Raw genomic sequence first — 20,804 nt, 5'->3', positions numbered from 1 at the left:
AAAAATTAATTTAAAACGATGAGCAAATTAATAGTATCATTATCGCCACATGCGCATGGAACAGATAGCGTTGAGCGCAATATGTATGGCGTGATAATAGCATTGTTACCCGCATTGCTGGTATCATTTTTGTATTTCGGAATAGGTTCGGTTGTTGTATGTGCATCTAGTGTGGCAGCCTGTATGTTCTTTGAGTGGGCCATCACTAAATATATAATGAAAAAAGAGCCTACGCTAACTGACGGATCGGCAATTCTAACAGGTCTGTTGTTGGGATTCAACCTTCCGTCTAACCTTCCAGTTTGGATAATTATTATTGGTGCCTTAGTGGCTATTGGTATCGGCAAGATGACATTTGGCGGATTAGGATGTAATCCTTTCAATCCGGCTTTGGTCGGCCGTTGTTTCTTGTTGGTGTCTTTCCCGGCACAGATGACATCGTGGCCTGTTGCCGGTCAGCTTACAAGTTATGTTGACGCCCAAACAGGAGCAACTCCTTTGAGTATAATGAAAGAAGCAATAAAATCAGGCGATCCGACTGTACTTGACAGACTTCCTGATTCAGTATCACTGCTTTTGGGTAATCCCGGTATAAATCATGGAGCCGGAACCATTGGCGAGATCTGTGCTTTGGCCCTTATCATAGGTTTGATTTATATGCTTTGGAAGAAGATTATAACATGGCATATACCTGTAAGCATCTTGGCTACGGTTTTTGTTTTCTGTGGCTTGTTGCATGTTGCCAATCCTATTTATGCAAACCCCATTGCAGAATTGCTAACTGGAGGACTTATGCTTGGAGCAATATTTATGGCTACTGATTATGTGACATCTCCAATGACTCATAAAGGACAGATTATCTATGGTATAGCCATCGGCGCTTTGACTGTTATAATCAGAAATTGGGGCTCATATCCGGAAGGAATGTCTTTCGCAATTCTGATTATGAATGCGTTCACTCCGCTAATAAATGCATATGTTAAACCAAAGCGTTTTGGAGAAATTGTAAAGGAGGATAAAAAATGAAAAAGTTAGAATCGTCAATAACAAATATGGTGCTTGTCCTTGTTGGTGTGGCACTTATTACAGGCGGAATTCTTGCGTATGTAAACCATATAACAGAGGCACCGATAAAACTTCAGGCAGAGAAAACTCTTGCTGATGGTATTAAAGCCGTTATGGGTGGCGTTCAGCTTTCAGTATCAGAAAACGACACTATAAAGCAGACTATAAAAGGCAAGGAAGCTGTATTTGTAATTCATAAGACAGTTGATTCAAATAAACAAGATTTAGGAGTAGCAGTTGAAAGTACCACCGGTGGTTTTGGCGGCGACCTGAAAGTATTGGTTGGTTTTGATAAAGACGGTAATATCTTAGGATATACTATACTTCAACATGCAGAAACCCCAGGACTAGGAGCTAAAGCAGACAAATGGTTCCAAAAGGATGGTAAGGGAAGCATCATAGGCAAGAATCCAAATAAAGACAACCTTACTGTGAAAAAAGACGGAGGTGATATAGATGCTATCACAGCTTCGACCATTACCAGCCGTGCTTTCCTGCTTGCTGTTACCCAGGCTTACAACGCCTATAAGTCAGGCCATGTAGATGCTAATACATCGGCTACAGGGCATTATGAAAAATAATTGTATTTAAATGTAGATAATTATGAATTACTTAAAAATATTAACAAATGGTATAGTCAAGGAGAATCCTACCTTCGTACTTCTTCTTGGTATGTGTCCTACATTGGCAACCACGACATCTGCTATAAATGGTCTGTCAATGGGATTAGCCACAATGTTTGTGCTTATATGCTCAAACCTGGTAATATCTTTGATAAAGAATCTGACTCCCGATATGGTTCGCATTCCGGTGTTTATTGTTGTGATTGCATCGTTTGTAACTATACTTCAGATGATAATGCAAGCTTTTGTTCCGACGATTTATGCTACTCTGGGTCTTTATATACCTTTGATTGTTGTTAACTGTATCATACTTGGACGTGCTGAAGCTTTTGCTTGCAGCCATGGACCTGTAGAAAGTTTGTTCGATGGTTTAGGTATGGGTCTAGGATTCAGTATTGCGCTTACATTGCTTGGCGCTGTACGCGAAATTCTTGGAGCCGGTTCTATCTTTGGAATCGTGCTGCTGCCGGAGACAAGCAACATGCTTCTTTTCATTCTGCCTCCTGGAGCATTTATAACTTTGGGATATCTTATTGCAATTGTAAACAGATTTAAGAAAGCGTAAATTATGGAATATTTATTGATTTTTATATCAGCAATATTTGTGAACAACATCGTGTTGTCACAGTTCTTGGGAATATGTCCGTTCCTAGGCGTGTCTCAAAAGGTATCCACTTCACTTGGAATGGGAGCGGCTGTTGCTTTTGTGCTTACGCTTGCAACGATTGTAACTTATCTGGTGCAGATATATTTGCTTGACCCATTTGGCTTGCAATATCTACAGACAATAACCTTTATATTGGTTATCGCAGCCTTAGTACAAATGGTTGAGATTATCCTTAAGAAAGTTTCTCCTGCTCTTTATCAGGCGTTGGGTATCTTCTTGCCTCTTATCACCACTAACTGTGCTGTGTTGGGTGTGGCTATTCTTGTTATCCAGAAAGACTTTTCGTTGATACAGAGCGTTGTTTATGCATTTTCTACGGCGTTGGGATTTGCTTTGGCATTGGTCGTATTTGCTGGAATACGAGAGCAGCTGTCAATGGTGAATATCCCTAAAGGTATGCGAGGCATGGCCATTGTACTTGTTACGGCAGGCCTTTTAAGCTTGGCTTTCTTGGGATTTTCAGGAGTAGATACAGGCTTAAGGACGTTATTTGGACTTGATTGAAGATAAAATTATGTATGTTTAGGAGGAGTAAAGATAAAATTGTTTTTATAAATAATTTATCTCTATTCCTCCTTGTTTTTTATAAAGTGATTGAATTAAAAACTTAGAAATAATGCATCTAGATAATAAAGTAGTTTGACGTGTATATTATTTATTGTTGTAGTATGTAAACAATTTGAACTATGGTCGTAATTGTCGGAATACTTTAAAAGTTTAATTAATTTCATTCCTAACTCACGTAAACAATGAAGAATTTTATGTGCATCAACTCACGTCATGTATTATGTTTGCAGCTAGGCATCATTATATCGCTTTTTCTTTTTTTTGTGCCAATACAAATCAATGCAATGACTTTGGGAAAAGATTATTTTAATTTGGTGAAGAATACATTGAAAGTCCCTACAGATGATATAATGAAAAAGGCTGATGAATATTTTGAGAAAAATAGTCTAGACACAGCTTTTATTTATTATTTGGTGTTATGTAAGCGTGCAGATATTGATTTACCAAATGAAGAAAGACAGCAGTGTGCTATAGCTTTTCTGAAAAAAGGTAATATTTTATATATGAAGGGATCATATGCAGATGCACTTAATTCGTATTTTACAGGATTGAGGATATATAAGGAAGGTAATGGAAAACGCGAATTATCAAGATTCTATAATAATATTGGAACCATTTTTTGCTTGTATGGAGATTTTGGCAATGGACTTGGATATTACAAAAAGGCATACAACTTAAGCCGTAAGTATAAAGATGCCATAAATGAATATAAAGTACTTGCCAACATTACGATGATGACAGCAAGGTTAGGAAAAACCAAAGAAGCCCGTAAATACCACAAGCTATTGATTAAATTTAAGAAATCTAAAGATAAAGAGTGTGTATTTATGTGGAAGTTTTGTATGGGAATGATACTTTATTCGGAAAAAAATAGTATTCAGGCAATACAGGTATTAAAAGAAGCCGTTGACTATGCACAAAAAAACAATCTTACTCCACAATATATTTGTTCAAGCTATCAAATGTTGTATAAAAGTTATTCTGCTCTTAAAGATGACAGAATGATGTTAAAATACATACGTTTGTATAAAGAGGCAGCTGAAAAATATGGGATAATGCATTCTTGTCTTGGCGTGTATATGGATTATGCCGATTATTATGACTCTGTCAAAGATTATAAATTGGCTAATCATTATATGAAATTATACCTTGATACAAAAGATTCTATACTTAATTTTCAGGAGTTTGAAACCATAAAAAACCAACAGTTTGTTTATGAGATGGCAAAATATGATGAATATATTTCAAATTTACATGAACGTGAGAAAGAGCGCATGGCGACAATTTCAACACAAAGGAATTTTATCTTTGTCATAACAGTTGTGGTTTTGGTAGTTAGTGTATTGCTCATTATAGTCTACAGACAAAAAAAGAGTATAGATAAAAGCTATAATAATTTGTTTGTTGTAAATCGTGATTTTATTAAAAATCAGAATGTGCTCAGAGTTCGAATGCATGAGTCTATGGCAAGGCAAAAAGAGTTAGAGGCGGAAGTTGAGCGTATGAGAAAAACAATTGACAATGGAGTATGCAGCAGAAATGAAGAAATAATTATATGTGATTCAGATACATGCGATGACAATGTAGAAAAAGTAAGAAATGCTAGCATGAGGATGAGTGGAGATATGCGTAATAAACTTCTTGATGCAATTATAGATATAATGGAAAATACTACAGAATTTTGTAATTATGATTTTTCGCTTTTACGTTTGTCTACACTCGTTGGATCTAACAGTAAGTATGTCTCAATGGTAATTAATGATAATTTCCAAAAAAGTTTTAAAACATACGTCAATGAATATCGCATACATTTGGCTTGCCTAAGAATGTCTGATACCGAGAATTATGGTTCTTTTACGCTCAATGCCATTGCTGAAAGTGTTGGATTTAAGTCATACAGCGCATTTGTTGATGTCTTTAAGAAGACTGTTGGTATAACTCCCTCTTTGTATAAGGAAAAACTTAAAAAAGAATAGTATGTTGTTGGGGTTAAGTCATCTGTTTCATGAAAAAGAATTCTTGTCTTTATTGAAACGGATGACTTAATTCTTTTTCTTATTCTATTTCGCGAATCCGAATAAACTAGATTTGTTTTATTAAAAATTACGACATATTTTTGCTCAGGATTTTTAATAAGATCTGTTCTGAACAGAAAATATTATTGAATGCAGAAACGGGAAGCAGCCACCCTTACTGTTTAAATAATTATGTTTTTAATATAAAGTTAATAGCGGCTGGAAAAGGAATATACAAATTAAATGCGTACGAATAACGTTTAGATAATGTTATTTACATCTTAATCATGATTGGAATATAGTCCAGATTATATCGTATTGTTTTTGAGCATATGATATTGATGATTGAAGAAGTATTTTTATAAATAAAAATATTATTATAAACGGATATAAATCTGTTTTAACTTTAAATGGAATTTATGAAACACAATTTTTTTTACGCTTTTATTGCGGCAATGATGCTTTCAATAGTATCGCCAGCACAGAACAAACCTACATACAAAAAAATTAACGGCTATGCATTTTCCATATTATCTGGAAAAGGAAAATATGCAATACAGAATATGGATGGTGGAAGTAAGACTTCTATATATAATATTACAGATGGAACCGTACAGGAATTCGGCATGACAGTATGTAATAGTGCCAGCTCTGATGGTATATTTGTTGGTAAGATAGATTCTAATTTTCCTGGGATTGCTATTGACGGACAATGGGAAAAACTTCCTTATCCAGATGAACCAAACATCATTTCTGGAGTAGCGTGGGATATCACTGATGATGGATCTATGATTTGCGGTGCCATCACATTCAAGAATCTTGATGAGAGCCCTGGTGCGGTAGGAACTATACGTAAGCCGTGTATTTGGGAAAGGCAGGAAAACGGAACTTATAAAGTTTCTCTGCTAAAATTTCCATTGCTTGATCCTACTCATCTGCAAGTTCAGGCTGTAGATGCAATGATATGTAATAATAGCTATATCGGGGGACGTGTAGTAGATTGGTCAGGATATAGAAACTATGCCATATCATGGAAAAAAGATAAAGACGGAATATGGCAGTATAAAGAGCTAGGACTGGACATAATTTATAAAGATGGGGTTAAGATTCCTACAAAGCCGGCTCAGCCTGCAACTGTTGATCCTGCTAAATATTTTACATCTGAAGATTCTGTTAAATATTTGGAGGATATAGATAAATTTGAAAATGGAGAAATTGACAAGAATCCATTATATTTTAAACGTAATTATATCACAAATATTGACTCGATGGCTGCCTATTCCGAGGCTGTTGAGGAATATCAAGAAATATTGGCTGATTATAAAAAAAAGTTGAGTTTGTATAATGATTCTCTTGATTCTGCTGTAACTGGAGATGGATTTGATGTATTCTCAATAAATAAGGCACACAATGGCAACCGTATGGTAATTACATATTGGTGTAAGAAGGCTGATGGCAATCGCGACTCATCCCCTTCATATTTTAATCTTGAAAGTGGTAAACTTACTGCATACAAAGATTTTTATGGATTGGCAACAGGGGTTACTATGAATGATGTTATGTTCTATGCTGCACCTGTAGAATCTCCAATGAGAACAACTAACGTTTATGATGAGAGAACCAATAAAAACGAGACATTCTATGAGTGGATAAAAGAGAAAACCAATGGCATCATAGATATTGATCCTGAAAATGACTCATGTGAAAATGATACTACTTTAACAGGAACAGTAATACCTTCAGATAATGAAAATATTCTTCTTGGTTTTTATATAAATGCAGACCGTAAAAGATATAGTTATATTATTAATCTTGGAAAGGATAATATAAAGACTGATGCTCCGAAAGACTTGTCTTTGGTGCAGAGCTATTCTACTCTGAAATTATCTTGGAAAGATCCAGCTGGTGTCCGTGAATTGGGATATAGTACAAAAGAAATTAAAGATGGCGAAGGTATTGGTGATGAAGGCAAACCTTTTATAGGAGCAATACAATTTACACCTAAAGACCTTTCGGAATGTGTTGGTGAATATCTCAATTCCTTGACTTTCTATTCGAACAGAAAGTATAATGGTGAAGACCGTGTTGAAACAAAATTGAGTCTTGTCGTTTTTGAAAATAATAAAATGGTTGTAAACCAACCCATAGAACATTTTACTGAAAATGCATGGAATACAGTCGCTCTTGACGAACCTTTGATTATTAAAGAAAATACATCGTTGCAGGTTGGCATTAAGGTTGTTCAGCATGATATCAATGAGCATCCTCTTGGAGTTAGCCTGAGAAGTGAAGACAGCGGTAAGAGTGATTTGTTCACGGAAGACGATGGCAAAACATGGGATATGCTTGTATCACACGGATTTAATAGAAGATGGCATATCTTTGCAAACATAGCTGCTGATAAAACAGCAGAAAAAGATCTCGATGTAGAAGGATATAAATTGTATTTCAATGGTGAACTTTATGTTGATGATATGATAAAGACACAGAATGTGTCAATAGACATTCCTGAAGATGAATACGGCTCATTTGTTGTTACAGCAATGTATAAGAATGGCATTGAGTCTGAAAATTCTAATGATGCATATTGGGAATTATCAGGGATAGGTACTATTGAATCAGAAACTGGAAGTTGGGGACGAGTAGATAATGGTATTTTGTATCTTAACAAACCTTTTAAAACTGTTGCGATCTATAGTGTATCAGGAACATTGGTAAGTAGTTGTTCTGGCAGAACGGAGGTAAATCTTTCAAATGTTCCAGAAGGCGTTTATGTAGTTGTACTTACTGGTGAAAATGGTAAAGAAGTATATAAAATAAAGATTTAAATTTGCTCGAATAATTGAATTGTTAAAGCGATTGACGAAATATATTCTGTGGATTTGTGTTTCGTCAATCGTTTTTTTGAATATTTTATGTACCCCAATCAGACATTAAAGTATAATGTTTAATTATAAGTAGATAGATGTTTCTATGGTCGTCTCGTGTCTGCTTATTTTTTAGATAGCCAACTATATTTGCAAAAATTCGAACGGCAGTCCGCTTAATATAAGACAGAAATTCTGTTGCATCCAAGTGTTCCTAAATTAAACAGATGTTTACGTCGATAATAATTGTGGAAATAGTAATTTCTTAATATAAGGATGATAATGTTGAAGTATTACATACGCAGATTGTCTATATTATAATATAAGCGAGTTTATTATGTGACAATTCTTATAAGGTGAACATCAACCTTTCAACTAGTAAAAGGCTATGTAAATATTGAAAGACAAAAAGTGAAAGTAAAAGGAGTAGATTATGTTTGTATTTTCTCTTTTGTGTAATTAGTTTTGATGAAAATGTAATTGAAATGGCGTATGTATGTTTCGAATCATTAACCTATTGTTTTCGTATCGTAAATGGGTCGTTTTTAATACAAAAGTGACCCGATTATGATATGAAAATCAATGGTTTTTTATGGCTAATCTTGCAAATAAGATAGGCTGCAATTAGTATGCGTTCTTAAAGCATTGTTTATCTTTTACTATTTTCAGACAATCTTTTATGTTTTTATTTTGTTGCTGAAAATGAATATTTAAAGTTGAGCATTTTTGTCTCATGGAGATATATGCCGTTTTCATATGTCTTTATATAGGCGTAAGCGGTGTTGTCTGAAGATGTGTGTGAATAGTCAAATTTCCAATATAAATTTTGAGTTGTCAAATAATGGATGTATGATATAGTGACGGATAAATTTATTTGAGTTAAAAATAATCAAATGTTATTTATACAGCGAAAAATAATATAACTTTGTCTTCAGTTATTTGTTTATATAAATCTAAAAAACATAAGCCCATACATAGGGTTTAGTATAGGTAATTTGTTAATTCTTATTTTAAAAAGATGAAACATACAATTTTAGTAACAGGAGGTACTGGATTTATCGGTTCTCATACCACAATAGAGTTGCAGCAGGCCGGATATAATGTGGTAATAGTTGATAATTTGTCTAATTCTAAGCCGGAGGTGGTTGACGGAATAGAAAAAATCACAGGTATTCGTCCGGCTTTTGAGCAAGTTGACTGTTGTGACTTAGCTGCAATGGATAAGGTCTTTTCTAAATATGGAGATATTAGCGGAATAATACATTTTGCTGCAAGTAAAGCCGTTGGTGAAAGTGTGCAGAAGCCGTTGCTGTATTATAGAAATAATATAACAAGTTTGCTTAATTTGCTTGAATTAATGCCTGCACACAATGTAAAGGGACTTATCTTTTCTTCAAGTTGCACGGTATATGGTCAGCCTTCGCCGGAGAATCTGCCTGTAACAGAAGAAGCTCCTATACAGAAGGCCTTGAGTCCTTATGGCAACACAAAGCAGATTAATGAGGAAATAATTCAGGATTTCATTCATAGCGGAGCACCTGTTAAGTCTGTTATTTTGAGATACTTTAATCCTATAGGAGCACATCCGTCAGCTCTTATTGGCGAATTGCCAAATGGCGTTCCAATGAATCTTATTCCTTTTGTGACACAGACGGCTATTGGCATCAGAGGACAGTTAAAGATTTTTGGCAACGACTATAATACTCCTGACGGAACATGTATTCGTGATTACATCTATGTTGTAGATCTGGCAAAGGCACATGTTAAGGCAATGGAGAGAGTGCTTGATAATCCTTCTACTGATGCCGTTGAGATATTCAATATAGGTACAGGTAAAGGCGTAAGTACTCTTGAAGTTGTTGAAGGATTTGAAAAGGCTACTGGTGTTAAGGTTAATTGGGAATATGCGCCTCGTCGTGAGGGTGATATAGAGAAAGTTTGGGCTGATCCGGCTAAAGCTAACAATGTTTTGGGATGGAAAGCTGAGACCGGCTTAGAGGAGACTTTGCGTTCTGCCTGGAAATGGCAGTTGAAGCTTAGGGAAGACGGAGTTCAATAATTGACATTAGCAATAAACGTTTTATTATATTTATATCTGCCTGTAAAAATCTATTTTATGGGCAGATAATTTTTTATTCTAAATTAGTTGTTTTTATTCTGTGGTATTTTTGAAAATTAAAATACAATAAAATTAGGAGCTTTTATTGTTGTTGTTCGCTGTATTCAAGTTTAGTTATAACATTTTATTTAATAATAAAAATGAACTTTCAGCCGTCTCTTTGCAATTTATGGCAAGGACTGAAAGTTCATTTTGAGTATAAAATTATCTGAAAAGATTATTTTAGCATACTTTGTGTGATCCGTCTTTAATTACAACGTCATAAACTTTTGGCTCTCTGCCATATTTCTCGTTGTATTTTTCTTTGGCATCATTTACGAAAGAATCATAAAGTTCTTCGTTTACCAGATTTATTGTGCATCCGCCAAAACCGCCGCCCATTATTCGGCAACCGGTAACACCATGTGCTTTTGCAATTTCAACCAAGAAGTCTATTTCTTCACAAGAAACTTCATAGTCTTTGCTTAAGCCCTCGTGGGTCTCATACATTTTTTTGCCAACTGTTTCATAGTCGCCTTTTGTCAAGGCATCACAAACAGCGAGCACTCTGTCTTTCTCGCCAAGAACAAATGTTGCTCTTTTTATATCTTCGTCGCTGACTTCAGATTTAACAGAGTCGAGCATGTCCCAGTCTGCGTCGCGTAGTGTTTCAATCTTTCTATCAGGATATTTGTTCTTCAAAGCCGCAACAACGTTTTCGCAACTCTTGCGTCTGTCGTTGTAAGCTGAAGATGCCAGCTCATGCTTTACAACAGAGTCGAGCAGAACAAGCTTGTATCCTTTCGGATCAAATGGGAAGTATTCGAATTCGCGGCTTCTGCAGTCAAGACGCATGAGTTTGCCCTCTTTGCCGAATACGCTTGCAAACTGATCCATTATTCCGCAGTTTACACCACAGTAATTATGTTCTGTTGCCTGACCGGCAAGAACCAGATCCCATTTTTCTACTTTATTGTCACCAAACAAATCATTGAGGGCAAATGCAAAGCAGCTTTCCATTGCTGCAGACGATGACATGCCTGCACCGAGAGGAACGTCACCGGCAAATGCTGTGTTGAAGCCTTTTACGTCAACCCCTCTTTTTTTCATTTCTTGTACAATGCCGTAAATATAGCGTGCCCAACTTGTTTTGGGGCCTTCAGGATCGTTTACATTAAATTCAACGCGGTCTTTCAAGTCAATGGCGTAAGCCATTACTGTATCTGTTCCGTTGGGGCGGATTTCGCACATTATGCCCTTGTCTATAGCTCCTGGGAAAACAAATCCGCCGTTATAGTCTGTATGTTCTCCTATAAGGTTGATTCTTCCGGGTGATGCATATACATTGCCAGTTTTTCCATCAAAATGCTTGATGAACCGGCTTCTTACAAATTCTATGTCCATGTCGTGTTCTTTTTATTATAGGTTAATATTATTTTTCTACACCAAATTTATATATTGTTTTTTGTTTATATTGATTTTCTGGTTTTAATATTACAGAAGGGAAATAAGGATGGTTTGGTGTGTCTGGGAAATGTTGAGCTTCAAAACATATTGCGCTTCTTCTTGGGAATGTGGCCCCGTGCTGTCCTTTGTATCCGTCAGCCCAATTGTCGGTATATACTTGCATTCCCGGTTCTGTGGTATACACTTCCATTGTTCTGCCGCTTATAGGTTCTTTGATGCGTGCAGCAAAACTGAGTTCGCCTTCTTCTTTTTTGTTCAGTACAAAGCAATGGTCATATCCTGCGCCATTCTTTATCTGCTCGTTGTCGGCATCAATGTCCTGTCCTACAGCTTTAGGTTTACGGAAATCGAAAGGAGTGTCTTTTACAAATCTTATTTCACCTGTAGGAATACACGTCTCGTCTATTGGCAGGTAGTAGTCTGCATTAATTTCGCAAATAAGATTGTCGATAGTCGGGGTAGGGTTTGCTATTCCTGCAAGACTGAAGAATCCGTGACTTGTCAGGTTTATTATTGTCTTTTTGTTTGTTGTTGCCATGTATTCAATGATAAGTTCATTGTCGTCATTGAATATGTATGCTACAGTTATTTTCATTTCTCCGGTGTAGCCCTCTTCGCCATATGATGAAACGTAGTTAAGAATAAGAGTTTCATCGTTCATTCTAAGTGCATCCCACACTTTGGCATTGAATCCTTTCAGTCCTCCATGCAAAGAGTTTGGACCATTGTTTATAGCTAATTGATATTCTTTGCCGTTTAACTGAAACTTACCTTTGCATATTCTGTTGCCATATCTTCCGATTAATGTAGAAAGATAAGGTTCCGGACTGTTGATTACATCTTGTATATTATCATGCCCTTGTATTACGTTTGCGTAATTACCATTTTTGTCGGGCATCATAATTGCAACTATAGCACCTCCGTAGTTAGTTATTGCAACTTCGTTTCCTGATTTGTTCTTTAGAATAAATAGATCTGTATTTTTTCCGTCAATTGTGGTTTGAAAATCTTCTCTTTTCAAACCACAGAGGTTTGGTGTTTCATTTGTGTCCATAATATTACTTTTTAGTTAATAAATTCTATGCAAAGTAAACTAAAAAAGTTGAGAAACACAAATGAAACACCTAAAAATATCTCATATTGTTATTAAAAACCGTTAAAGGCAATCATTAAGAAAGTCGGCTACAATATAGCTGCTTCCGCCAACGAAGATAAAGTCATCTTTATCTGCTTCTGCCAATGCTTTATTGTATGCAGTGGCCACGTCGGGATAGCATGTTGCCTCAAGATTAAGGCTTTCGCTTATTTCTTTAATTTTGTTTTCGTCAATTGCCCTTTTGGTATTTGCATGAGTAAAATAATATATTGCCTTTTGTGGAAGAAGACTCATCACAGTTTGAATGTCCTTGTCATCAACCATTCCGAAAACAATTCTCATTTTACGGCATTGCTGCATATTGAGCTGCTTGCTGATATATTGCCATCCTCCGACATTGTGCCCTGTGTCGCATACAACTTTTGGGGCGTCCATAATCTTTTGCCAGCGTCCTTGCAGGCCTGTCAGTTCAGAAACGTGTCCGATACCCTCCTTTATATTTGCCCCGCTTATATTAATGCAACTTTCGGCCAATACTTTAACAGCACAGAGTATGGTATTGGTGTTTTTCTCTTGATATATTCCTCCAAGTTCACCTTTTATATTGCCCAGGCTGATTGTTTCGTATTCGATCCCTCCGTCTGCCAATGCTTTAGAACTGATAATTTCTTTGTCCTTTTCTGCGAGGTATATTTTGCTGTGTTTTTGTTTGGCAGTGTCACAGAATACGGGTAGGGTTTCTTCTGTCGTTTCACCAACCACAACCGGTATACCTTCTTTTATTATTCCGGCTTTTTCTCTGGCAATGGCTTCGAGCGTATTGCCCAAGAATTGTGTATGGTCAAAGCTGATATTGGTTATTATAGAGAGTATAGGCGTTATAATGTTTGTGCAGTCAAGCCTTCCGCCCAGTCCCACTTCGATAACAGCTATATCAACGCCTTGCTCTGCAAAGTATTTAAATGCCATAGCTGTTGTCAGTTCAAAGAAACTCGGGTGTAGAGGCTCAAAGAAATGTCTTTCGTTCTCTACAAAATCTATGACATATTCTTTGCTTACACATTCTCCGTTTACCCTTATACGCTCGCGAAAATCCTTGAGATGCGGCGATGTATACAAGCCGACCTTATATCCGGCAGACTGCAATATTGAGGCTATCGTGTGAGAGCATGAGCCTTTTCCGTTCGTTCCGGCTATATGGATTGTCTTGAAGTTTTGGTGGGGATGACCAAAATGTCTGTCAAGTTCGAGCGTATTATGCAACCCCTCTTTATAAGCAACAGCGCCCACTTTTTGAAACATAGGGACGCTGTTGTATAGATATTCAATTGTTTCTTCGTATGTCATTTTTCTGAAACTGTCAGTTGTTAACTGAAGTAATTTCTGAATTTCTGGAATATGGTACGTTTTGTAGCTGAGTCACCTTTAAAGTTATCGCTCTCGCGCATCTCTTCCAGAGCCTTCTTTTCTTTCTGGCTAAGTGTCTTCGGTACGTAAACGCTGATGTTTACAACCATGTCGCCATTGCCTCTACCATATCCTTGAACTGCCGGCAGACCTTTGTTTCTGAGTCGCAGAGCCTTTCCGGGTTGAGTTCCCGGCTCAATCTTTACTCTTACGCGGCTTCCGTCAATTGTCGGAATTTCAACGCTTCCACCAAGAGCTGCGGTAGGGAAGTCAAGAAGAAGGTTATATATAATGTCGTTATCGTCACGGATAAACGTGTCGTTCGGCTCTTCTTCTATATATACCTGTATGTTTCCTGGTGTTCCGTTGTGTCTTCCTGCATTGCCTTTTCCTGGTACATTTACTATCATGCCTTCAGAGACACCGGCAGGAATGTTGATTTCAACAACTTCTTCACCCTTTACAACACCAGTTCCGCCGCAAGCGTGGCACTTGTTCTTTATAACTGTACCTTCACCGCCGCATGTAGGACATACGCTTTGAGTCTGCATCATGCCGAACAGGCTTTGAGTGGTGCGTGTCACCACGCCGCTGCCATGACATGTCGGACAGGTCTCTCTTGCGCTTCCGTCTTCAGCACCTGTTCCGTGGCAGTGGTTACATGTAACGTCACGCTTTACTTTGAATTTCTTGGTAACGCCTGTTGATATTTCCTGCAATGTGAGTTTTACTTTCAGACGTAAATCCGAACCGCGTTGCTGAGCAGGACGATGCTGGCCTCCGCCGAATCCGCCTCCGCCAAAGCCGCCGAATCCTCCACGTCCGCCGAACACATCGCCAAACATGCTGAAGATATCATCCATACTGAAACCGCCTGCACTGCTGAAACCGCCAAAGCCTCCGCCGCCGGTAGGACCGTTAAATCCAAACTGATCATATTGCTGTCTCTTCTGCGGGTCATGCAATACGTCATATGCCTCGGCTGCTTCTTTGAATTTTTCCTCAGCTTCCTTGTTTCCAGGATTACGGTCGGGATGATATTTTATGGCAATTTTTCTATATGCCTTTTTTATTTCGTCTTCAGAGGCGTCTTTGCTCACGCCAAGCACCTCATAATAATCTCTTTTTGCCATTGTTAAATGTTAGATGTTTATTGTCCAAAAACTTTTGTTACAAACATGCCCGTAAAGTTATTGCCCTACAGCAACTTTTGCATGTCTTATAACTTTGTCGTTGAGAGTATATCCCTTTTGGACACAGTCTAAGACTTTTCCTTTTTTATCATCGCCCATTCCGGGGACCATTGCCACAGCCTCATGATAGTCTGTGTCAAAGTCCGCATCTTCTGTCTTGATTTCTTTTACGCCAAGACTTTCCATCGTTTTGTTGGTCTTTTGGTGAATCAGTTTCATGCCTTCTCTTATGACTTCAATGTCATCAGTCTTCTCGGCATTTTCGATGGCGCGTTCCATATCGTCAATTATAGGCAGAAAAGCTTGAACAGCCTTTTCTGATCCGTTCAGTATCAGTTCGGTCTTTTCTTTCAGAGTCCTTTTCCTATAGTTGTCGAATTCAGCTACAGAGCGAAGATATTTATCCTTGAGAATCTCTATCTCTTTGAGAGCTTCTGCCAGAGGATCTTTTTCTTCATTTTCTTTATCTGTGTCGGCAGCGTTTTCTTCAGCCTCAGTGTCTTGTTTTTCTTCAGCCTCTTCAGTAGCAGTATTATCCTGGTTTTCTGCCTTTTCAGATTCTTTTTCTTTTTCTGCAGCGCTTTCTGATGATGCCTTTACTTGTTCATCATCTATATTAATTTTTTCTTTCTTGTCCATGATGTTAAAACTTTTTGTAGTACGTGCAGCAAAAATCTTGCCAAACCAAGTTGCTGACATTTATTCGTACATTTTGGCACGCTGTTCTTTCAGCTGTTCATCGTAAATATAGTCGTCATACTGCATGAGCTTGTCGATTGTTCCTTTAGGAGTAAGCTCTATTATGCGGTCTGCCACTGTCTGGATGAACTCATGGTCGTGGCTGCTGAACAGGATGTTGCCTTTGAATCCTACCAGGTTGTTGTTGAAAGCCTGGATGCTTTCAAGGTCAAGGTGGTTGGTTGGCGTGTCAAGGATAAGGCAGTTGGCGTTCTTGAGCTGCATGCGTGCTATCATACAGCGCATCTTCTCACCACCGCTCAACACGTTTACTTTCTTCATCACTTCCTCTCCGCTGAACAGCATTCGGCCAAGATATCCTTTCATCATCACTTCGTTGCCGGTGCCAAACTGTCCAAGCCATTCAACGAGGTTCATGTCGCTGTTGAAAAACTCGGTGTTGTCGAGTGGGAGATAGGCTGTTGTTATTGTGACACCCCATTTATATGTTCCGGCGTCAGCCTGTCTGTTGCCGTTTATTATTTCAAACAAGGCCGTCATGGCTTTCGGGTTGTGACTCAGGAACACAACCTTCTGACCCTTTTCTATGTTGAAGTTTACATTGTCGAAAAGCACAGTTCCGTCTGCGTCAACAGCCTTCAGACCTTCTACTTCAAGAATCTGGTTGCCCGGCTCACGCTCCATCTGGAATATAATTCCCGGATACTTACGTGATGAAGGACGGATTTCTGCGATGTTAAGTTTTGCAAGCATCTTCTTGCGACTTGTTGTCTGCTTACTCTTTGCCACGTTGGCAGAGAAACGGCGGATGAACTCTTCAAGTTCTTTCTTCTTCTCTTCTGCTTTCTGGCGCTGGTTCTGAGCCTGACGCAGTGCCAGCTGTGAACTTTCGTACCAGAACGAGTAGTTACCTGCGAACACTGTTACTTTGCCGAAGTCGATGTCTACGGTCTGTGTACTTACTGCATCAAGGAAGTGACGGTCGTGGCTTACCACCAATACTGTCTGTTCAACGTTGCTGAGATATTCCTCCAGCCACTGAACTGTGTCGAGGTCAAGGTCGTTGGTAGGCTCGTCGAGCAGCAGGTTGTCTGGATTACCGAACAGGGCCTTGGCCAACATTACGCGTACCTTCTCGTTGTTAGACAACTCGCTCATCTGCTTGCTGTGCAGATTCTCCTTGATTCCGAGGTTTGACAGCATTTGCGCTGCATCGCTTTCGGCATTCCATCCGCCCATCTCGGCAAACTTTTCTTCAAGCTCTGCTACCTTGTTGCCGTCTTCGTCGTTGAAGTCTTCTTTCATGTAGAGGGCTTCACGCTCTTTCATGTTCTGCCATAACGGCTGATGTCCCATAAGCACAGTGTCCATCACGCTGTACTCATCATATTTAAAGTGATCCTGATCCAATACGGAGAGACGCTCTCCAGGGCCAAGCTCAACGCTTCCTTTGTTTGGCTCAAGTTCTCCGCTTATGGCTTTAAGCAGAGTTGATTTGCCTGCACCGTTGGCGCCGATCACGCCATAGATGTTGCCGTTTGTGAACTTGATGTTTACATCCTTGTAAAGTACTCTCTTTCCAAACTGAATTGCAAGATTTGTGACTGTTATCATTCCTATTTTACCTTGTATTATATTTTGGCTGCAAAATTACAACTTTTTATCTGATATTCCAAATTTAAGATAAAAGGCTTTGTAAACATTTCGTGTAAACGGAAGAAAACTTGCTGTTTGGGCTTTAAATGGCTGACTATTAATAGCTTTAGTCATTTGTCGGTATCTGCTTGTCGTGCTGTTGTATGTTATGTTCTTTCACTTTTGTCTGATAATGTCTGCATGCTGAATTACAATGTTGTGGCAGACGCCACATTAAGTTTGTCGATGTCCATGTTACATCTTAAACCCCAATCTGTCATTAGACTGCACATAGTCTATTTTGTGCATTCCTGCTTTCAGCCCGTCTTTTTGTTTCTGTTGTCGTCTTTTCCCGGCTTTTTCTTGATACAGCCTGTTATGTCTGTAAAAATCTAACGAAAATATGCTCAATATAAAGCAAAAATCCCGACCGGATAATAACACCAGATTGGAGTTAAACTCATGTAGCGCCTGCGGGAAACATTATCAAAGGCTTGTAACAAAAGTTTTGTTTATTTTATATACAGCACGAATCGTCTTCTTGCATATTCTTCTTGCATTTTTCTGATGCCCGTTTGTGCTGTCTGTACGGCTGTTCTTGTGTCTGTCGTTCACATCCTGCTGAAGAAAATCATGCGCCACACGGGTGTTCCGTCAATCTTTATCAGCCATGCGGCAAGGGCGAGAGCCACGCATATTGTTATGATAACAACCGTTCCGGCTCTCACCAGTCGCGGCGGCACGCCGCCTATTATGTTGCGCACCTTCTCGCTTCTCAGTTCTATGTTGTCTTTTTCGTCCATGCTCCGTTTCCTTTCTTTCTTTTTTTAATATGTTGCCGTCTGTTGTGCCGGCATCGTGTGTCCGTGGTTATGTCTGCGCCTTGCCGGTTGCCGGCGGCTGTCGTGCTGCGGCGGCTGAGGCTCAGTTGCCGAGTTCAAGCTGGTTCTTTACCAGTCGGTAGTACATTCCGCGCTTCTCGGTGAGTTGCTCGTGAGTGCCAGTCTCTGCCACGTGTCCGCCGTCTATCACCACTATGTTGTCGGCATGTCTTACCGTGCTCAGCCTGTGTGCCACTATCACCACCGTGCGCCCTTTGTAGAAGCGGCTTAGGTTTTCAACTATGGCACGCTCGTTGTTGGCGTCGAGCGAGTTGGTCGCCTCGTCCAGGAATATGTAGTGAGGATTCTTATACACCGCCCTTGCTATCAGTATGCGCTGCTTCTGTCCCTGGCTCAGTCCCATGCCGTCGCGTCCTATCTTTGTGTCAAACTTCAGCGGAAGGCTCATCACGTAGTCCTTTATGCAGGCTATCTCAGCCGCCTTTACCATCCGTTCCTTGTCAATGTCGCCGTCGTCAACGGCAATGTTGCGCGCTATTGATTCTGAGAATATCACTCCGTCCTGCATCACCACTCCGCACTGCCGTCTCCACCAGTCGAGGTCTGTCTTTGCCAGGTCTGTGCCTCCTGCGGTTATCTGTCCTGCCTCCACGGGATAGTAGCCCAGCATCAGTTTCACGAGCGTTGTCTTTCCGCTGCCCGACGCGCCTACTATTGCCGTAACCTTGCCTTCGGGTATGTACAGGCTCACCCCGTCTATGGTCTTTGATGGCGAGTGAGGGTCGTATCTGAAGCTTATGCCGTCGAGCCTTATGTCGTGTGTCATGTCTGCGGGCCGCATTACGTGGCCTTTGGCGTTTTCGTCGTCAGCGCGGTGAATCTCGTTTATGCGTTCAAGGCTTATCTTCACGTCCTGCAGCGAGTATAGAAATCCCATCAGCTGGTCTACGGGACTGTTGAGCTGACCTATTATATACTGCACCGCGAGCATCATACCGAGCGTAAGCTCCCCGTTGATCACCGCCGTTGCCGACACCACCGTTATTATTATGTTCTTCAGCTCGTTTATGAATATGCTTCCCGCCTCCTGTGTCTGCTGCAGCTTCAGGCTCTTCATCTGCACGCCGAAGAGGTCGGCCTGTGTGTCCTCCCATTCCCAGCGGCGCCGCTGCCGGCAGTCCTGCAGCTTTATTTCCTGCATTGACGTTATAAACTCGTAAGTCTTGTTGCTGTTTATTGCCTGCTGCTCAAACAGCTCATAGTCGAGCACCTTGCGCCTTTTCAGAAACATGGCTATCCATAGGGCATACAGTGCGCTGCCGGCGGCGAATATTATAAATATCACCACGTTGTATGTTAGCAGCACTATGCCGAACACCACGAGGCTCAGCATTGAGAACATTACGCTAAGCGTCTGTCCCGTCAGAAAGCTGTTTACGCGTGCGTGGTCGTTCATGCGCTGCAGCAGGTCGCCTGTAAGCTTTGTGTCAAAAAACGACATGGGCAGCCGCAGCAGCTTGATGAAGAAGTCGCTCACGAGCGATATGTTCACGCGCATGCTTATGTGCAGCAGCAGCCAGCGGCGTATAAAGTCGAGTGCCGTGCGGCTCAGCGTCAGCATGAGCTGTCCCAGGAGCACGAGCCACACGAATCCGATGTCGCGGCTCTTTATTCCCACGTCGACAATGGCCTGTGTGAGGAACGGAAGCACGAGCTGCAGCACGCAGCCTAAGAGCAGTCCGGCTATAATCTGTCCGAAATATTTTTTGTACTTCTTTATGTATCCGAACAGAAAGCGGAACGAGCGGCTTTCGCCGTGGCTATTGCCCAGCTTGTTGTCATAAAAGGCAGGAGTGGTTTCTATAAACATTGCCACGCCCTTGTCTTCTCCGCCCGAACGTGTGCTCACCCAGTGCTTCTCCATGTCTTTCTTCCTGCATATGGCAAAGCCTTTGCTGGGGTCGGCAATATAAAACTTCTGTTTCTTTACGTCGACCTTATACAGCACCACAAAGTGGTTCTGGTTCCAGTGCAGTATGCACGGCAGCGGAGCTTCTGCCAGGTTGTCGAGGCTGACACGTCCGCATACCGTATGCAGTCCCAGCTTTTCGGCCGCCTCGCTTATGCCCAGCAGCGATACGCCTTCTGACGTGGCGAAGCACAGCTTCGACAGACTGTCGAAGCTGTAGTCTGCCCCGTAGTGGCTGCATATCATGCGCAGGCATGCTGTGCCGCACTGCATCGCGTCGTGCTGAAGGTATATCTTAAAGTTTTTCATTTAATGATGTTGAAATCATACATTTTAGAACGTAGGAGTATCCATATGCGTATTGCTGATTGTAGGCAGTTTCTGATTCTTTATCTTCTTTCCTGCCGTGAAGTTCCATGTAACAAACAGCACTACATGCGAATCCGGTGTAAGCAAAGTGCGTCTCTTCTCCCAGCCGTCACCGAACATAGTGAGTTTCTTTGTGTTGTAGAGTATGTTTTCGTACAGAAGGCTCACGTTCATCTTTCCTTTCATCAGCGACACATATCCGCTGACGTCCATTTTGAACCTCGC

The 20,804-nt window shown here is 40.1% G+C and carries 16 protein-coding genes; 7 read left to right on the top strand and 9 right to left on the bottom strand.

Translation table 11 applies throughout. The annotated features are described in order from the left end of the window. Positions 1 to 18: 18 nt before the first annotated feature. The 7 genes from ACZMIG_RS13895 to galE all read left to right on the top strand — a co-directional run bounded on the left by ACZMIG_RS13895 (position 19) and on the right by galE (position 9,863). Positions 19 to 1,026, top strand: coding sequence for an RnfABCDGE type electron transport complex subunit D (locus ACZMIG_RS13895; protein WP_287604779.1), 1,008 nt, complete (start codon positions 19 to 21; stop codon positions 1,024 to 1,026). Continuing rightward, complete coding sequence (locus ACZMIG_RS13890) at positions 1,023 to 1,646, top strand: RnfABCDGE type electron transport complex subunit G (RefSeq protein WP_418874906.1); 624 nt, start codon at positions 1,023 to 1,025, stop codon at positions 1,644 to 1,646. Before ACZMIG_RS13895 ends, ACZMIG_RS13890 begins: the two co-directional genes overlap by 4 nt. A gap of 22 nt (positions 1,647 to 1,668) precedes the next feature. Continuing rightward, complete coding sequence (rsxE, locus tag ACZMIG_RS13885; protein WP_021855619.1) at positions 1,669 to 2,253, top strand: electron transport complex subunit RsxE; 585 nt, start codon at positions 1,669 to 1,671, stop codon at positions 2,251 to 2,253. A gap of 3 nt (positions 2,254 to 2,256) precedes the next feature. After that, on the top strand, positions 2,257 to 2,859 hold the full coding sequence (rsxA, locus tag ACZMIG_RS13880) for an electron transport complex subunit RsxA (protein ID WP_021855620.1): 603 nt from the start codon (positions 2,257 to 2,259) through the stop codon (positions 2,857 to 2,859). Between the two features lie 245 nt (positions 2,860 to 3,104). Then, the gene (locus ACZMIG_RS13875; RefSeq protein WP_487889710.1) at positions 3,105 to 4,898 is read left to right on the top strand and encodes a helix-turn-helix domain-containing protein; all 1,794 of its coding nucleotides are present in this window, start codon (positions 3,105 to 3,107) and stop codon (positions 4,896 to 4,898) included. Between the two features lie 458 nt (positions 4,899 to 5,356). Beyond that, positions 5,357 to 7,765: a T9SS type A sorting domain-containing protein gene (locus ACZMIG_RS13870; protein WP_418874904.1), complete on the top strand. Its 2,409-nt coding sequence runs from the start codon at positions 5,357 to 5,359 to the stop codon at positions 7,763 to 7,765. A 1,057-nt stretch (positions 7,766 to 8,822) separates the two neighbouring features. Further along, entirely contained in the window at positions 8,823 to 9,863 is a 1,041-nt protein-coding gene (galE, locus tag ACZMIG_RS13865) for a UDP-glucose 4-epimerase GalE (protein WP_418874903.1), read from the top strand. Positions 9,864 to 10,145: 282 nt separating this feature from the next. Here the strand turns inward: galE and galK are convergent, their stop codons facing one another. From galK to ACZMIG_RS13820, 9 genes are all read right to left on the bottom strand, one after another. Continuing rightward, positions 10,146 to 11,306, bottom strand: coding sequence for a galactokinase (gene galK / locus ACZMIG_RS13860; protein WP_125104078.1), 1,161 nt, complete (start codon positions 11,304 to 11,306; stop codon positions 10,146 to 10,148). Positions 11,307 to 11,334: 28 nt separating this feature from the next. Continuing rightward, complete coding sequence (locus ACZMIG_RS13855; protein WP_053399057.1) at positions 11,335 to 12,426, bottom strand: aldose epimerase family protein; 1,092 nt, start codon at positions 12,424 to 12,426, stop codon at positions 11,335 to 11,337. Positions 12,427 to 12,525: 99 nt separating this feature from the next. Further along, on the bottom strand, positions 12,526 to 13,812 hold the full coding sequence (locus tag ACZMIG_RS13850; protein WP_418874944.1) for a bifunctional folylpolyglutamate synthase/dihydrofolate synthase: 1,287 nt from the start codon (positions 13,810 to 13,812) through the stop codon (positions 12,526 to 12,528). 20 nt (positions 13,813 to 13,832) lie between these two features. Further along, complete coding sequence (gene dnaJ, locus ACZMIG_RS13845; protein ID WP_418874945.1) at positions 13,833 to 15,005, bottom strand: molecular chaperone DnaJ; 1,173 nt, start codon at positions 15,003 to 15,005, stop codon at positions 13,833 to 13,835. A gap of 57 nt (positions 15,006 to 15,062) precedes the next feature. Beyond that, positions 15,063 to 15,704: a nucleotide exchange factor GrpE gene (locus ACZMIG_RS13840; RefSeq protein ID WP_418874946.1), complete on the bottom strand. Its 642-nt coding sequence runs from the start codon at positions 15,702 to 15,704 to the stop codon at positions 15,063 to 15,065. 60 nt (positions 15,705 to 15,764) lie between these two features. Next, complete coding sequence (locus ACZMIG_RS13835) at positions 15,765 to 17,378, bottom strand: ABC-F family ATP-binding cassette domain-containing protein (RefSeq protein ID WP_021855627.1); 1,614 nt, start codon at positions 17,376 to 17,378, stop codon at positions 15,765 to 15,767. Positions 17,379 to 18,010: 632 nt separating this feature from the next. Then, the gene (locus ACZMIG_RS13830) at positions 18,011 to 18,202 is read right to left on the bottom strand and encodes a hypothetical protein (RefSeq protein ID WP_021855628.1); all 192 of its coding nucleotides are present in this window, start codon (positions 18,200 to 18,202) and stop codon (positions 18,011 to 18,013) included. Positions 18,203 to 18,323: 121 nt separating this feature from the next. Next, positions 18,324 to 20,519 (bottom strand): peptidase domain-containing ABC transporter, encoded by a 2,196-nt coding sequence (locus tag ACZMIG_RS13825; protein ID WP_487889709.1) that lies wholly within the window; start codon positions 20,517 to 20,519, stop codon positions 18,324 to 18,326. A gap of 24 nt (positions 20,520 to 20,543) precedes the next feature. Further along, positions 20,544 to 20,804: hypothetical protein (locus ACZMIG_RS13820; protein ID WP_487889708.1), on the bottom strand; the 261-nt coding region annotated here is incomplete at its 5' end.

It is taken from the genome of Xylanibacter sp. (genome assembly GCF_057607445.1).
This window is presented reverse-complemented; position numbering and strand designations above follow the sequence as displayed.

Bases quoted from the DNA above. Each gene is read 5' to 3' on its own strand.
- ACZMIG_RS13890 (WP_418874906.1), top strand. From the start codon at position 1,023: ATGAAAAAGTTAGAATCGTCAATAACAAATATGGTGCTTGTCCTTGTT.
- ACZMIG_RS13895 (WP_287604779.1), top strand. From the start codon at position 19: ATGAGCAAATTAATAGTATCATTATCGCCACATGCGCATGGAACAGAT.
- rsxA (WP_021855620.1), top strand. From the start codon at position 2,257: ATGGAATATTTATTGATTTTTATATCAGCAATATTTGTGAACAACATC.
- ACZMIG_RS13870 (WP_418874904.1), top strand. From the start codon at position 5,357: ATGAAACACAATTTTTTTTACGCTTTTATTGCGGCAATGATGCTTTCA.
- ACZMIG_RS13850 (WP_418874944.1), bottom strand. From the start codon at position 13,812: ATGACATACGAAGAAACAATTGAATATCTATACAACAGCGTCCCTATG.
- dnaJ (WP_418874945.1), bottom strand. From the start codon at position 15,005: ATGGCAAAAAGAGATTATTATGAGGTGCTTGGCGTGAGCAAAGACGCC.
- rsxE (WP_021855619.1), top strand. From the start codon at position 1,669: ATGAATTACTTAAAAATATTAACAAATGGTATAGTCAAGGAGAATCCT.
- ACZMIG_RS13875 (WP_487889710.1), top strand. From the start codon at position 3,105: ATGAAGAATTTTATGTGCATCAACTCACGTCATGTATTATGTTTGCAG.
- ACZMIG_RS13840 (WP_418874946.1), bottom strand. From the start codon at position 15,704: ATGGACAAGAAAGAAAAAATTAATATAGATGATGAACAAGTAAAGGCA.
- ACZMIG_RS13825 (WP_487889709.1), bottom strand. From the start codon at position 20,519: ATGAAAAACTTTAAGATATACCTTCAGCACGACGCGATGCAGTGCGGC.
- ACZMIG_RS13835 (WP_021855627.1), bottom strand. From the start codon at position 17,378: ATGATAACAGTCACAAATCTTGCAATTCAGTTTGGAAAGAGAGTACTT.
- ACZMIG_RS13830 (WP_021855628.1), bottom strand. From the start codon at position 18,202: ATGGACGAAAAAGACAACATAGAACTGAGAAGCGAGAAGGTGCGCAAC.
- galE (WP_418874903.1), top strand. From the start codon at position 8,823: ATGAAACATACAATTTTAGTAACAGGAGGTACTGGATTTATCGGTTCT.
- galK (WP_125104078.1), bottom strand. From the start codon at position 11,306: ATGGACATAGAATTTGTAAGAAGCCGGTTCATCAAGCATTTTGATGGA.